The organism is Devosia sp. CAU 1758 (assembly GCF_054482695.1).
In genome coordinates, this window is sequence record NZ_JBTLRJ010000001.1 from 23,289 (window position 1) to 36,402 (window position 13,114).

The following is a 13,114-nucleotide window of genomic DNA, read 5'->3' on the forward strand; positions in this document are numbered from 1 at the left end:
GGAGGGGCGTTGGTTGACAGCTTCTTCCCCCAGAAAGTGATCCTCGCGTGCTCGACAACTACATCATTCCGACACAAGAACGGCTCCTGCGCCCCCTGGGGGAGTGGCTGTTGGCGCATGGTGCCACCGCGAACCGAATAACACTCGTCGGGTTTGTCATTGGACTTGCAGCCGTTCCGGCTATTGCAGGCGGTCAGTTTATGCTTGGCCTGCTGCTCATCGCGCTAAACCGCATCTTCGACGGGCTCGATGGGGCAGTGGCACGACTGGCCGGTCCGACTGACCGCGGCGCCTTCCTCGACATTGCGCTCGACTTCTTCTTTTACGCCGCCATTCCATTTGCTTTTGTCCTGGCCGACCCCGCGGCGAACGGGCTGGCCGGATCGCTGCTGTTGTTATCTTTTGTCGGCACGGGCTCAAGCTTTCTGGCGTTTGCCGTGATTGCGCAGCGCAGGAGCCTCAACTCGCTGAAAATGCCCAAGAAGGGTCTCTACTATCTTGGTGGCATCACCGAGGGCACCGAGACCATTGCCTTATTCATTCTAGTCTGCCTTTTCCCAGGGCTGTTTGCCACCATCGCGGCCGTGTTTTCCGCCCTTGCCTTCGTGACCACGCTGGTCCGTTGGTGGTGGGGCTGGAAGGTTTTTGCAGAGTGAGAGCCGTTTTCTCGCGCCGATTTTGAGAAGTATATCAAAGCCTCCCCGACGCTAAGATGGGCCGTCTCTCTGCGACCACAAGTAATTATTTCGGGCCACTACCCTATTTTCCGCTCGATGATGTATGTCTACTTCGGGCTAGATCTGTCCAACGGCGGAGGTCTGGCAACTGCCCCGCTAAAGGCGCTCGTTAGAGGGTCGCGGGGCAGGGGACCATCCGCTAACCACTCCAACCCATCACGTCATTGACGTCCTTGGCTAAGGTCATCGGGTCAAAGGGTTTTGCAATGATCCCCTGACGTCAAGCGACCGCAGCTTCTCGATTTCTGAGGCTGCATTCGCGCTGTCACAAAAGCGCTGGTAAGCTAACCGTTTCCGGCGCTGCAAGCAGGGGAGAGTGGGTCATCGGCCCGTCCATACGCGGCATCATCACGTCGAGCAAAATTGCGTCCGGCAGCCAGGAAGCGGCGACCTCTATCGCCTGCTTGCCGCTCTCGCAGGTGCGCACCATCAGGCTCGGGTCAAGTTGAAGACATAGCTCCGCGACTTCACGGACATCGGGCTCGTCATCGACATAAAGGACCTTCACACAACGCACTACCGTTCGGCGGCGTCGGTGGAAAGCTGACTGGCCTGTCTAGTCGACAGTTGGTCGGAAGCAGGCTTGTTTCGTAAGTTTTTCTTAGGGCATAGCGTATGGTTTTGCCTCGAATTCGGCCAAGGTAAGATGCATTTTCAGCAAGCGCTCTGGTCTCGGCGGCGCTTGCGACCCTGGCGCTGAACCTGCAATCTGCTATTGCCCTCTCCTGATACCCAAAAGCCAAGATAAGGTGCAGCTTGTCCGCAACCTTGTTCTATCTTCCCGACAATCTCCCGGAGCCATTCCAAGCGGAAGGGGTGACTATTTATGAACATGTTGGAGGCTACATCGGCAGCCGATACATGTTGAATTTTTCCCGTCCCGCATTGGTCGTCGGGCTCGCAGGAGAGCGCCAACTTAGCAGCCCATCTGGTACCGATCTGGCGGGGCCCGGTAGCGTCGTCCTGCATCCACAAGGTCGCGTGGTTTCTGTAGCGGTGGATGAGGTAGGAGAAACTTTTCGATGCCTGATGGTCTTTGCGCCCATTCCAATTCTGTTTCGGATGGTAGCTCAGATTGCCGGCAATCCAACAAAAGTGCCGAATTCGAGCCGCTTGATAGGGCATTTCCCGCGCCTACTGACCGCAGCAAATGCCATCGCTGACGATTTAAGGGACTACGGTCCCTCGCCGTGCCGCCTCAGCGAAATGAGGCTTGAGGAATTGCTTCATCTACTCGCTCTTGTCGGGCAAGGTGCGGCGTTGCGCGAATGGCTGAGTTTGGCTTCTGATCCACCGACGCTACGCGTGAGCGGCGTGGTAGAAGTGCATTGGCAAGATAATCTGACCCTAACCGAGTTGGCCTTCCTGTCCGGCATGAGCCTGGCTGCATTCAAGCGGGCATTCTCAAAGATCTATGGAAATTCGCCAGGCCGCTGGCTTCAAGAAAGACGTATGGAGCAAGCAGCGCACCTTCTTGGTGTGGAGGGTCATAGACCTTCGGCGATTTGGGAGAAAATCGGGTTCTCCTCGCATTCCGTGTTCGCGCAGAGTTTCCGCCGGCATTTCGGCATTACACCAGCCGATTACCGCAGCATCTATTTTGGAGCTTCTCCACACAGCAATGGAGCCGATGAAAACACGCCAATGCGCCCTGCTTGACCTACCTTCTCCCAGCCATTTTCTGAGGAGAGATCATGCCTGCTGCCATCAGCCGTCGTTCCATGTTGATCGCCGCCGTTGCTGCCCCGGCGCTTGTCGTTGCCGCCCAGGCTAACGGCCTTGCACCTGAAGCCCCCGACCCTGTCGCGAGTCCCGGTCGCATCGTGCACTGGCGCGATGTGCAATCGGACCATGTTGGTCCACGCGATGTCACCATCTGGCTTCCACAGCACATGGACGGCCCGCTGCCCGTCATCTATGCCCATGACGGCGAGAACCTTTTCGATAGCACCGTATCAGTTGACGAATGGCCGCTCGAATTGGATCGCGCAATGGGCGAACTTGCCGAAACCGGCGTCGGACCCGCTATTGTCGTGGGCATATGGGCCACCGCCGAGCGAGAACGCGAATACAATGCGTCCAGCATGGTCTCTGACATGCCGTCGCACATCCGCGAGGCCGTGGAACTGAGCATCGCCGGCGAAACCATGTCTGATGCTTATCTTCGGTTTATCGTGGAGGAACTCAAGCCTCGAGTAGATGCTGAGTTCAACACGCTTCCCGACCGGCAGCACACCTTCACCTTTGGTGTCAGCATGGGGGGGCTCATTGCCGTTGAGGCAATGGCCACCCATCCCGACGTCTTTGGTGGAGCAGTTGCCATGTCGGCACACCTTTTCATGATGGGAGCCGCAGCCGGATCACCTGACTTTCCAATGCCAGCAGATGCCATGCCAGAAATCGAAGCCGCTGTAGCGAGAATGGCACAACGCATTCCAGCCGAGGGCCATCGGCTTTGGCTGGATCATGGCACCATCGATCTCGACCAGTACTACGCAGGCAGTCACAAGGCGCTCGCTGAGGCATTAATCGCTTCGGGCTGGGACCCGACAAAAAACCTTGAGGCCCGCATCTACGTCGGCACGGGCCACCATGGCCGCTGGTGGATCCCTCGCGTTAAGGACGCTCTTGGCTTCCTCCTCAGGAGTGATGCATGATTTTGCGCCATACAGCCATTGCAGCGCTTGCCCTGCTGGCGCAACTCGTTCCCGTGTTGGCATTCGAAGCGCAATTCGATTTTTTCAACGTTCCAGCATGCTCGGGCGGCGCCCTACGCATACTGGCAAGCCCGCAGTTCCGCCTGTCCGAGGTGCCAGAAGGCACAACCGAACTCGACTTCTTTCTGACCGACCTGACGACTGACTTTGCGCATCGCGGGCGCGCCATCCCTTATGACGGTGACCCTGTGGTACGTGAAGACGCTTTCAAGTACCTCGGTCCCTGTCCGTTCAGCGGCACTCACCTCTACGAATGGAGAATAACCGCCCTCGACAGCGCAGGAACTGCACTGGGCGAGGCCCGTGTCCAGGCTGAGTTCACAGCATCACCATGATCTGTTCTAGCTTATTTGGCTGCTCGCGCCGCTCCCTTGGAGTACTTTAGAGCAATCGTCGCCGACTCGATACGATACGTATCGGCTCACGCTTGCTGGCGGGCACAGAGCTTGTGCTCCAAAATCCAGTTATCACCCGTCCTAGTTCGAACGAGGAAACGTGTGCTTTTACATTTCAGAGGCGCCGGGGTTGTAGTCCTAGCGCTCGCTACAGTTGCAGTGACACTGTTGCTCATGCAACTGCAGCCCGCTCAGGCTCCGATAGGTGGGAGATACGACACACCGCGCCTTGCTGTGGTCGTACACCTTACCACAGTGTTACCAGCGCTGCTTCTTGGGGCTTTTGTGCTCGCTAACCGCAAAGGCGATCGCCTACACCGGTCGCTAGGACGGCTCTGGCTGGCATTGATGCTGATCACGGCTATTGCGAGCTTCTGGATCCGCGGACCCCACGGAGGTTTCAGCGGCATTCACTTGTTCTCACTCGGAACCGCCGTAGCCGTGCCTGCAGCGATTGCATCGATCCATGGTGGCAATGTGAAGGCTCACCGTCAGATACTCACCAGCCTCTACGTCGGATTGATAGTGGCTGGAGCATTTGCTCTAGATTCCGGGCGCCTTGCAGGTATTTTCCTCCTAGGATTGTTCCGGTAGCTGGATATCGGTGAGTGCGAAGACCGGGCACTGGAATGGCGGTACCTCCTAGCATTCCGTGACCGTAGCACTAGCATCATGGACGGACGCCCGGATCGTGTAGCGCTCGGGCTGGCGAAACTGCCAAGCCGCCTGCTCAGCCAAAGTTCTAGACCGGTAGTCCGCCGTTGAAGCGGGATGACCGAGCTCTGTCCAATTTCATCGAACGGCGCCGATGCGTCGTTGTACACAATTGATGCTACAGACGACGTCAGTACGACCCGCTTGACGCCCGCCCTAGCAGGCCGCATTTGCAGCCGATAGGCCTTAGGCCGCAGGTGTCCAGTCCGGCTGAGTGTTAAAAAGTACCACATCGCTCTGGAGATGATCCCAATGCTGCTTGTCTCTCTCGAAAATGACGACTTCTACAGAAAGCCCTTTTGCATCATCCATGGTGCCTAGCGAAAGTGTCAGGTGTTCTGGCGAACGCGTGTTGGTCCCAAATACGGGGCTGCCGCAACTGTTGCAGAAAGCCTTCGTGACCTCAGAATCCTTTCCTGAGAGGTATCTGAACGTTTTTAGGTCACCAAAGATCTCAACCGCCTCCTTCGGAAACATGGCACCAATGGTGTGACCGGTTCCGCTTATTCGCCGGCATTCTTCGCAGTGGCATTGCGCCACAATCAAGGGCTTACCGTGCGCCACATAGCTAATCTCACCGCAGAGACATCTTCCGCTGTATTGTTGGCTCACTGACCTCGCTCCAAATAATATTCGAGCCGGTCGCGAATACGGTGGCGCTAAAAAATACCACGGCAATAACGGGTCGTAACCAACTACCGAAACGTCTCAGCGGTCTTGGGTAAAACGTGACAAAAGAACTGGCCAGCCATCGCTGATCTTGCCCAACTTCCAGTTATATTCTCGATCGCCCCGAAGGCCCGTCCCATGTTCGCCGCCGACGATCGGAACAGCGCGTCTGACGACAACGCCGCAGCGTTTTGCTCGCGCAACCCCAACTGCGAAGAATGCTCAATAGCGCTGGTATCGGGTACTGGCGCGCCAGGTCGCCTAGCATGGCAACATCGTACCAGAGCGGCGTAGCCACTGGCGGTGCACGTGTGCCACTTCAGGTGACGCGGCGTTCGCCATGTTGGCGACAACGAGGGCCATGCCCTTGGCCAAGCTTGCCTGCATCAATGGCAAGAGAATTCCCGCGCCTCGGCGGTTGCGCGAGGTAACACGCCACCACACCTGGACAGTGCTACCAGTACCAGCGGGGCTCAGGTTCCATCCGCCCCTCATGCGGCTGAATGGGTATGGAAATCCTTCGGCTTCGGTGAGGAAGGTCATTTCGAAACCAACGCCCTCGATCCAACGGTCGCAGCGCTCCGACCACCTGCCTCCCTTTAGATTCTCACAGGTGCGGACACAACCTTCGCCGGGCACATCACCATCAGTTAGTGTCGAAAATCGTAAGGACGGCATGTACGTCTGGATGGCAGCCAGGTTGGATAGTACAGGCCAGAAGGTCTCTGGCGGAACATCAACTCGGGTCTGCAGGCAAAGCCGAAACTGCTCATCGCACCCTGCTGGCGCGGAATAGTAGGTGATTATCGAGCGATACTGAAGGTAGGCGAGGATGCCCACGGTTCCGTTGACGCCAGCGAGCATCGCCCAACCTGTGATTGATACGGAGCTCGCCAGGAGCGCTGCACCGAGCAACGTACCTCCGATCCAGATGATGTCGGCGACAACCACCGTGAGCACCAGCAGGGGAGTGGGGCGGAGCGCGATGATGGCCACAGTAGAAGCAAATAGTATGAGGCCAAGCCCCACCACCTGGTACGCGACCTCAGGACCTGTTGCTGTGAGTTTTATGACCTCCGTAGACCACAAGGCCATAGCTGTCCCGCACAGGCCTGAGAACAGCGCGTTTGCCCAAAGAGGTGGCCGAAGAACCCAGTCGCGGTCCGGGAAGTCGGAATGGATTGTTTGTTCATTCTGCTTATTAGCCATTTCCCGCAGTTCATCGATCATTGACCTTCTCCTCGCACTGTGAGAATGCACGTTCTCAACTTCGTGTCAGAGATAGAGAACAACCATTCTCAGGGTCAAGGGAAAACAATGGGCGAGAAGGACAAGTCTTTTTCCCGCTCCCAGGTCCTCTGGAAAACCATGGAGCTATTCTGGGAGCGAGGCGCTGATCAGACGGCATATGCTGACATTGTGCGAGCCACCGGCGCGAGCCGTAGAGCACTCTATGGCTGGTGGCCTGAGAAGTCCGAGCTGATACGCGATGCACTCGCCGTCTATCGTGAAGGAGTGCTAGACCCAGTGCTAACCCCGTTGTCGGACGGCTCCGACCCCGAAGCTCTTAAATTGTTCTGGGCTCGCATCGAGGCGGTAGTTACTACCGGCTCCTGGCGGGGTTGCTTCTTGTGCCGGACAGGTTCCAGCCCCCTGGCGGAAGATTTGGCGGTGGCCGGCATGTTCCGCGCCCACGTTGGCAGGATGGAGCAGATGATCGCGGCCATGGTTGACGAGGGTCAACGAGGGGGAAACATCCCCAAAGACATCGAGCCAATGATCGCCGGCCAGAGCTCGGCAGCGTTCATCGTTCTCATGTCGGCGTTGGCGGCAGCCGGAGCCACCGCCATCGAATTGTCGAGGTTTGTCGACGCAGCCCGCTGGTCATGTGGGATCGAGAACACTCGAAGCGGCTGATCCAGTCTAAACCCAGAGTGCGTAGAGAACCCATCCCCCAAGCAACAGACCCGGAGCGGTGACCAGGGTCATGGGGCCGGCACGCATCTTGTTGTCATACAAGAACCAGTGCAGCCCGCGACCCAGAAAGAATGACACCACGGCCGCCCAGAGCCAGGCTTGTTCAAGTCCCAGCCATTCAGCCGCGAAGAGGACCATGGCTATGAGCGGCGCGGTCTCAATGAAATTGCCATGAGCGCGAATGCGCTTGAACAAGACAGGATCGCCACCGTCGCCTCGCAGAATATTATGAGAGCCGCGATAGAGGCCGATCCAGCCCGTCAAAGGCATGAGCAGGGCGGCGCATAGTGCAATGAAGGTGAAGGTCACCGGCAAGTCGATACCTGTCATCGTGTTCGGCTCACATCTGGACGACAGGGGCGATCTCGATCGAGCCGCCCAGAGAGAGAAGAGGAGACGCCTTGGCGTAGGCGGTTGCTGCCTGCAAGTCGGCAGTCTCAACGATCATGCAGCTGCATTCGGATGATCAAATTGGAATGGCAGCTAAGCCAACTTGGCGACCAGAAGCGGTCGGACCGCGATCGGCCCCATTCTTGCCGTCCAGGCGTTGTGCTCCATTTGCCAGAAGCGGCCGGTCGGCTTAGCAATCATCAATGATAGAGCAGGGGTCGGCCGCCGCCAGTCCGCTTCTGCTTTGTGGACTATCGGAGCGGCACGCAGTCTATGACTGATTGCAACTTTAGCTCACCGGCTCAGCCTTGGGATAGCCAGCGTAGGGTTCGGGACTGCCTCCGTAGAAGGTGTCCTTATTCGGCCTGCTAAAGAACAGTCTCGTCTTGAGACGCTGCGGCGGACATGGTCAGATCTTCGAAATAGGTACCTGTGTTTGGGGGGCACCAAAGGGCAGCTAGTCGGCAATCTCAAGGGCGCTGCCGCGGTCGACCGGGCTGCTCGTCCCTCGTCTCCAGCCCGGAGTTCGAAGCATTGATCCTGTTGGAGAACGGCCGGCCAAGAAGGCCGGCCTTCCTAGTCAGGCGGCCTTTTCTGTGACGTCGCCGCTGTGCCGGATTTCGGTGCCGAGCACCTTCAGGCATTCGCGGATGAAGGCGGCAAGCGCCGTCCAGCCCTTGGCGGAAACCATGGTGCCATCGACATAAGCTTCGGTAGGCGAGAGGTCGATATAGGTGCCGCCAGCCAGCGTCACCTCGGGCTCGCAAGCGCCGAGAGCTGCAACCTTCTTGCCGCGCACCACGCCGTCGACAGCTATCAGGATCTGCACGCCGTGGCAGATGGTGAAGATGGGCTTGTTGGTTTCGTGGAAGTGGCGAACCATGGCCTGCACGCGCTTGTCGGTGCGGATATATTCGGGGCCGCGACCGCCGGCAGCATAGACTGCATCATATTCTTCGAGGCGCACTTCGCTGAACGTTTTGTTGATCAGCGCGTAGTGACCCATCTTTTCGGTATAGGTCTGGTGACCTTCAAAATCGTGGAGCGAGGTGGCGATCACGTCGCCGGCGTTCTTGTCCGGGCACACGACGTGGATGGTGTGGCCCACCGCTTCCATCGCCTGCTGATAGACGTAAATCTCATATTCTTCGGTGAATTCACCGCACAGCATCAGGATTTTCTTGCCGGGCATTTCAGGTCTCCAAACAAAGAGCAGGAATGGACCGCGCTTTGCCGCGCGGTCCAGTGTGGGATCAGAAAGGGGAGTCGGGGAAGTAATATTCTTCCGCGTTGTCCTGGGTGATCAGCGGCGCGTCGAGCTTGACGGTGCCACGGACCGGCGCCTGGCCGTTGAACTGGGCGGCGGTCATGTAGATGGCGGTCTTGATCATGGACGGCGGGTACGGCGTTTCGATGGGGGTCATGGCATCGCCGGCCATCACCTTCTCAATGATTTCCTTCATGCCGTTGCCGCCCAGCGCGTACTTGATCTCGGTGCGACCGGACTGTTCGATGGCTTCGAGCACGCCTAGGAGCATGTCGTCGTCGTTGGCCCAGACGGCGTCGATATGCGGGTACTTGGCGAGGTAGTCCTGCATGAGGCTGAAGGCTTCGTCGCTGTTCCAGTTGGCGTACTGGATGTCCAGGATGTTGATGTTGCTGCCATCGAGGCCCTCTTGGAAGCCTTGGATGCGCTCGTCGTCGATGACGGTCGGGATGCCGCGTAGCACGACGACGTCACCCTCGCCCCCGAGGTTGTCGACCAGGAACTTGGCGGTGGTGGAGCCCACGGCGATGTTGTCGCCGGCGACATAGAGATCCTGAATTTCGGGATCCGTGAGCCCGCGGTCGACGACGGTGATGAAAGTGCCGGCTTCCGACACGGACTGGACCGGACCGGTCAGCTCGTCGGACGAGAAGGGCAGGATGACCAGAGCGTCAAGATCGCCCAAGGCGGTCAGATCTTCCAGCGCGCTTACCTGGGCTTCGGCCGAGGGCGAGGTCTTCACAGTGACTTCGATATTGGGGAAGGCAGCGTTGATCTCTTCGGCAGCCTTCTGAGCGTGATAAACGACGCCGCCGGTCCAGCCATGGGTGGCCGCCGGAATGGAGACGGCGATGGTCTTCTTTTCCTGTGCCAGGGCGGGTGCTGCCACCAGCAGCGTCGACAGGGCCGCCGCAGCGAGCAGTTTGGTCTTAAACATTAACTTCCTCCCAGAAATTTGGACCGTCAATTGGAGCAGTGCGTGAGGTCCGGTCACGGCTGCTTGGAGAACCTCTGAACCAGCATGGCGATGATGATGATCAGGCCCTGAACGGCGGCGACGAGGTATTCGGAAATGAAATTGGAGAGCACCATGAGGTTGGCGATCATCTCCAGAATTACGGCGCCCGCGACGGTGCCCCAGATGCGGCCCTTCCCACCGCGTAGCGCCGTGCCGCCGATGACCACGGCCGTGATCACCTGCAGTTCCCACAGCTGACCGGTGGTCGGCGTGGCGGCGCCAAGGCGTGGCACGTAGCAGATCGCGGCGATGGCGACGCAGATGCCCTGAATGACGAAGGCGATGGTGCGGATGCGACCGACGGAAATCCCGGAGAAGCGAGCTACTTCTTCATTGGCGCCCACCGCAGCGCAGCGGCGACCGAACTTGGTCTTGTAGAGAATGAATGCCCCAGCGCAGGCAACGACAATGGACACGACGATCGGGATCGGGATGCCCAGGAGATTGCCGTAGTAGACGGGTCGGAAGGGTTCGCGCAGGTCGCGATCGAGAGGGATGTTGCCGCCATCGGACATGAAGGTAATGAGCGCACGGAAGATGCCCATGGTGCCGAGCGTGACGATAAAGGGCTCGATCTTGCCGACCGTGACGATGAGGCCATTGAAAAGCCCGCTCAGCGCGCCGACGCACAGCACCAGCGCCATTCCGGCGACGATGGCGTTAGCACCCATGGCGGGCACCATTGCGTTCATGAACATGATCATGATGCCGGTGACGAACGCCGTCATCGAACCCACGGAAAGGTCGAGACCACCCGAGGAAATGACGAAGGTGGCGCCGACAGCGATGATGGCGATAAAGGCCGAGCGCGTGACGACGTTGGTGATGTTGGTCGGCGACAGGAAATCCGGATTGATCAGGACGCCGACCAGCAAAAGAATGGCCAGCGCGATGAAAGGGCCGATATCGACCCAGTTGATGCGCTGGAGCCATGGCTCGCGTACAAGCGGCGCGGTGATGTCGGTCATTGGATGGTTCCTCCTGCCGCAGCGGTTGGCCCGCCGCTTGTTGCCGCCAGGACGACGGCTTCTTCGGTGATCTCGTCACCGGAAAATTCTGCGACGATGCTGCCGGCCTGCATGACCAGGATGCGGTCGCACAGACCCACCAGTTCCTGCAGTTCGGACGAGATGACGATGCAGGCCTTGCCGCCCCGGACCAGCGCGTCGATGAAGGAGTAAATCTGGCTCTTGTTGCCGATGTCGATGCCGCGGGTCGGCTCGTCGATGATGACGATCTTGGGGTCGAGCATCATGATCTTGGCGAGCAGCAGCTTTTGCTGATTGCCGCCCGAAAGCTGTCCGGCTTCGAGCTTTTTGGAGCGGACCCGGATATCGTATTCCCCGACGGCGCGATCAAGCTCCTGCCGCTCGAGCTTCTGCTCTATAAAGGGCTTGCGATAGAGGCGGCTGAGCCCAGTCAACACCAAGTTCGGTGCTAGCCGCTCACGCAGCAGCAGGCCCTTGCCCTTGCGGTCTTCGGTTAGATAGCCGATCCCGGCATCGACGCCATCGGCCACTGAATGGATGCGGACGGCCTTGCCGTCGACACTTACCTGATCGACTTTGGCTGGACGAAGGCCGAGCAGACCCTCGAAGAATTCGGTGCGCCCTGCCCCGATCATGCCGCCGAGGCCTAGAACCTCGCCGGGCCGCGCCACGAGCGAGGCATCGACCACATAGCCGGGAACGGTGAGGTGATCGATCTCGAGGATCGGCTTCTGGCTCGACGCGCCGCGCTTGGGCGGATAGAGCATGGAGAGTTCGCGGCCGACCATGAGGCAGGCCATGTCTTCCTGTGTCACCGCCTCGGCGTCATGGGTGCCAATCATCTTGCCATCGCGCAGGACGGTGATGCGATCCGCCAGCGCTTCAACCTCGTTGAGACGATGGGATATGTAGAGAACGGCGACGCCACGATTGCGCAAGCCGCGAACGATGCCGAGGAGCGTATCGACTTCGGTGGTGGTGAGCACGGCGGTGGGCTCGTCGAAGATTACCAGGCGATGATCCTCAAGCAGGGCGCGGGCGATCTGTACCAGCTGGCGCTGCGCGATCGGCAGGTTGCGCACAAGATCGCGCGGCGATGCGGTGCAACCAAGATCGGCGAGCCGCTCGGCGGCGATGCGCTCCATGGTGCGATCGTCAACAACGCCATTGCGGCTGCGTTCGCGGCCCAGGAAGAGGTTTTCGGCCACGGTCAGGCCATCGGCCAGGAGGATTTCCTGGTGTACAAGGGCAATTCCAGCACGTTCGGCAGCGACGGGCGCGTTGAACACCACCTCTTCGCCGCCCAGGCGGATGGTGCCCTTGGTCGGCTTTACGTGGCCCGAGATCAGACGCATCAGCGTCGACTTTCCGGCGCCGTTCTCGCCGATGATAGCGTGAATCTCGCCCGAACGAATGTCGAGGTCCACATCCGACAGCACCGTCACTGGTCCGTAGGATTTACCCAGCCCGAAAAGCTGCATAAGTGGAGCGGCGAACTTGCTCGCCTCTGAACGGATCATTCCGACGACGCTCATTCGTCGAACACCGGCAACAGGCGATCGCGCGACCGCTCGATGTGAATCCGCATTGCGTTCTCGGCGGCGGCGGCATCGCGGGCCTCGAATGCGCTGATGATGGCTTCGTGTTCCGACAGTGCTTCCTCGGTGACCCGGGAATGGAACATCAGGCGAAAGATGTGAAAGTGCACGTGCTGGTGGATCAGTGTGTCACGGATCAGTTCGTTGCCGGCCACCTTCATGATCATGTCATGGAAGACTGCGTCCTGACGGGCGAACTGCGAATAGCGCGCGCGCTCATCCCCGCTCTTGGCGCGGCGTCCCATCACACCGGCAGCTTCGGTGAGTTCGGCGACCGATTCTTTATCGAGGCGTGCAACCGCCCGACGGGCTGCATCGGGTTCGAGCAAAAGGCGCAGCTCATAAAGATCGGCGAACTGCTTGGCGGTGACTTGCGGGGCGGCGCTATAGCCGACGAGATGGGTCTTGCGCACGAGGCCTTCCGCTTCGAGGCGGCTCAGCGCTTCGCGGATCGGGGTCTGCGACACCCGCAGTTCCCGCGCCAGATTATCGACTGTGATGCGAGAGCCTGGTGCGATCTTAAGAGACATGAGCTGGCCGAACACGGTCTCGTAAACCTCGGCCGCAAGGCTATGACGCGGAATGGCAGCCGTCGCGTCGGCGCTGCTGCTCTGGGCTGTCGGAAGCTCTCTGGCCATCTTTT

At 59.1% G+C, this 13,114-nt stretch carries 15 protein-coding genes; 6 read left to right on the forward strand and 9 right to left on the reverse strand.

All coding sequences use genetic code 11. The features are described 5' to 3' along the window. Nucleotides 1-47: 47 nt before the first annotated feature. The gene (locus tag ACXYMS_RS00130; RefSeq protein ID WP_458903010.1) at nt 48-656 is read left to right on the forward strand and encodes a CDP-alcohol phosphatidyltransferase family protein; all 609 of its coding nucleotides are present in this window, start codon (nt 48-50) and stop codon (nt 654-656) included. Nucleotides 657-1,002: 346 nt separating this feature from the next. Here the strand turns inward: ACXYMS_RS00130 and ACXYMS_RS00135 are convergent, their stop codons facing one another. Next, nucleotides 1,003-1,245 carry a response regulator gene (locus ACXYMS_RS00135; protein WP_458903011.1) on the reverse strand — a complete coding sequence of 81 codons (243 nt, stop codon included), beginning with the start codon at nt 1,243-1,245 and terminating at the stop codon, nt 1,003-1,005. Between the two features lie 248 nt (nt 1,246-1,493). On the opposite strand from ACXYMS_RS00135, the gene ACXYMS_RS00140 reads away from it, so the two are divergent. The 4 genes from ACXYMS_RS00140 (at nt 1,494) to ACXYMS_RS00155 (ending at nt 4,443) form a co-directional block, all read left to right on the forward strand. Continuing rightward, nucleotides 1,494-2,396: a helix-turn-helix transcriptional regulator gene (locus ACXYMS_RS00140; protein ID WP_458903012.1), complete on the forward strand. Its 903-nt coding sequence runs from the start codon at nt 1,494-1,496 to the stop codon at nt 2,394-2,396. A 35-nt stretch (nt 2,397-2,431) separates the two neighbouring features. Continuing rightward, nucleotides 2,432-3,394 carry an alpha/beta hydrolase gene (locus tag ACXYMS_RS00145; RefSeq protein ID WP_458903013.1) on the forward strand — a complete coding sequence of 321 codons (963 nt, stop codon included), beginning with the start codon at nt 2,432-2,434 and terminating at the stop codon, nt 3,392-3,394. Then, the gene (locus ACXYMS_RS00150; RefSeq protein ID WP_458903014.1) at nt 3,391-3,789 is read left to right on the forward strand and encodes a YbhB/YbcL family Raf kinase inhibitor-like protein; all 399 of its coding nucleotides are present in this window, start codon (nt 3,391-3,393) and stop codon (nt 3,787-3,789) included. The genes ACXYMS_RS00145 and ACXYMS_RS00150 overlap by 4 nt, the downstream gene beginning before the upstream one ends. 234 nt (nt 3,790-4,023) lie before the next feature. Further along, nucleotides 4,024-4,443: a DUF2306 domain-containing protein gene (locus ACXYMS_RS00155; protein WP_458903015.1), complete on the forward strand. Its 420-nt coding sequence runs from the start codon at nt 4,024-4,026 to the stop codon at nt 4,441-4,443. Nucleotides 4,444-4,749: 306 nt separating this feature from the next. Here the strand turns inward: ACXYMS_RS00155 and ACXYMS_RS00160 are convergent, their stop codons facing one another. After that, the gene (locus ACXYMS_RS00160; RefSeq protein ID WP_458903016.1) at nt 4,750-5,175 is read right to left on the reverse strand and encodes a GFA family protein; all 426 of its coding nucleotides are present in this window, start codon (nt 5,173-5,175) and stop codon (nt 4,750-4,752) included. 318 nt (nt 5,176-5,493) lie between these two features. After that, complete coding sequence (locus tag ACXYMS_RS00165) at nt 5,494-6,462, reverse strand: SRPBCC family protein (RefSeq protein ID WP_458903017.1); 969 nt, start codon at nt 6,460-6,462, stop codon at nt 5,494-5,496. 24 nt (nt 6,463-6,486) lie between these two features. On the opposite strand from ACXYMS_RS00165, the gene ACXYMS_RS00170 reads away from it, so the two are divergent. After that, nucleotides 6,487-7,149, forward strand: coding sequence for a TetR/AcrR family transcriptional regulator (locus tag ACXYMS_RS00170; protein ID WP_458903018.1), 663 nt, complete (start codon nt 6,487-6,489; stop codon nt 7,147-7,149). Nucleotides 7,150-7,155: 6 nt separating this feature from the next. Here the strand turns inward: ACXYMS_RS00170 and ACXYMS_RS00175 are convergent, their stop codons facing one another. The 6 genes from ACXYMS_RS00175 to ACXYMS_RS00200 all read right to left on the reverse strand — a co-directional run bounded on the left by ACXYMS_RS00175 (nt 7,156) and on the right by ACXYMS_RS00200 (nt 13,109). Continuing rightward, a complete protein-coding gene (locus tag ACXYMS_RS00175; RefSeq protein WP_458903019.1) occupies nt 7,156-7,539 on the reverse strand; it encodes an MAPEG family protein in 384 nt (127 codons plus the stop codon). Nucleotides 7,540-8,179: 640 nt separating this feature from the next. After that, nucleotides 8,180-8,791 (reverse strand): DJ-1/PfpI family protein, encoded by a 612-nt coding sequence (locus ACXYMS_RS00180; RefSeq protein WP_458903020.1) that lies wholly within the window; start codon nt 8,789-8,791, stop codon nt 8,180-8,182. 61 nt (nt 8,792-8,852) lie between these two features. Then, entirely contained in the window at nt 8,853-9,803 is a 951-nt protein-coding gene (locus ACXYMS_RS00185) for a substrate-binding domain-containing protein (RefSeq protein WP_458903021.1), read from the reverse strand. A 53-nt stretch (nt 9,804-9,856) separates the two neighbouring features. Continuing rightward, a complete protein-coding gene (locus ACXYMS_RS00190) occupies nt 9,857-10,852 on the reverse strand; it encodes an ABC transporter permease (protein ID WP_458903022.1) in 996 nt (331 codons plus the stop codon). After that, nucleotides 10,849-12,393 (reverse strand): sugar ABC transporter ATP-binding protein, encoded by a 1,545-nt coding sequence (locus ACXYMS_RS00195; protein WP_458904544.1) that lies wholly within the window; start codon nt 12,391-12,393, stop codon nt 10,849-10,851. The genes ACXYMS_RS00190 and ACXYMS_RS00195 overlap by 4 nt, the downstream gene beginning before the upstream one ends. An 11-nt stretch (nt 12,394-12,404) precedes the next feature. Further along, nucleotides 12,405-13,109, reverse strand: a complete 705-nt coding sequence (locus ACXYMS_RS00200; protein WP_458903023.1) for a GntR family transcriptional regulator — start codon at nt 13,107-13,109, stop codon at nt 12,405-12,407. Between the last annotated feature and the right edge of the window lie 5 nt (nt 13,110-13,114).

Coding starts and splice junctions, on each gene's coding strand:
- ACXYMS_RS00145 (WP_458903013.1), top strand. CDS start 2,432: ATGCCTGCTGCCATCAGCCGTCGTTCCATGTTGATCGCCGCCGTTGCT.
- ACXYMS_RS00150 (WP_458903014.1), top strand. CDS start 3,391: ATGATTTTGCGCCATACAGCCATTGCAGCGCTTGCCCTGCTGGCGCAA.
- ACXYMS_RS00155 (WP_458903015.1), top strand. CDS start 4,024: ATGCAACTGCAGCCCGCTCAGGCTCCGATAGGTGGGAGATACGACACA.
- ACXYMS_RS00165 (WP_458903017.1), bottom strand. CDS start 6,462: ATGATCGATGAACTGCGGGAAATGGCTAATAAGCAGAATGAACAAACA.
- ACXYMS_RS00170 (WP_458903018.1), top strand. CDS start 6,487: ATGCACGTTCTCAACTTCGTGTCAGAGATAGAGAACAACCATTCTCAG.
- ACXYMS_RS00175 (WP_458903019.1), bottom strand. CDS start 7,539: ATGACAGGTATCGACTTGCCGGTGACCTTCACCTTCATTGCACTATGC.
- ACXYMS_RS00180 (WP_458903020.1), bottom strand. CDS start 8,791: ATGCCCGGCAAGAAAATCCTGATGCTGTGCGGTGAATTCACCGAAGAA.
- ACXYMS_RS00185 (WP_458903021.1), bottom strand. CDS start 9,803: ATGTTTAAGACCAAACTGCTCGCTGCGGCGGCCCTGTCGACGCTGCTG.
- ACXYMS_RS00190 (WP_458903022.1), bottom strand. CDS start 10,852: ATGACCGACATCACCGCGCCGCTTGTACGCGAGCCATGGCTCCAGCGC.
- ACXYMS_RS00195 (WP_458904544.1), bottom strand. CDS start 12,393: ATGATCCGTTCAGAGGCGAGCAAGTTCGCCGCTCCACTTATGCAGCTT.
- ACXYMS_RS00200 (WP_458903023.1), bottom strand. CDS start 13,109: ATGGCCAGAGAGCTTCCGACAGCCCAGAGCAGCAGCGCCGACGCGACG.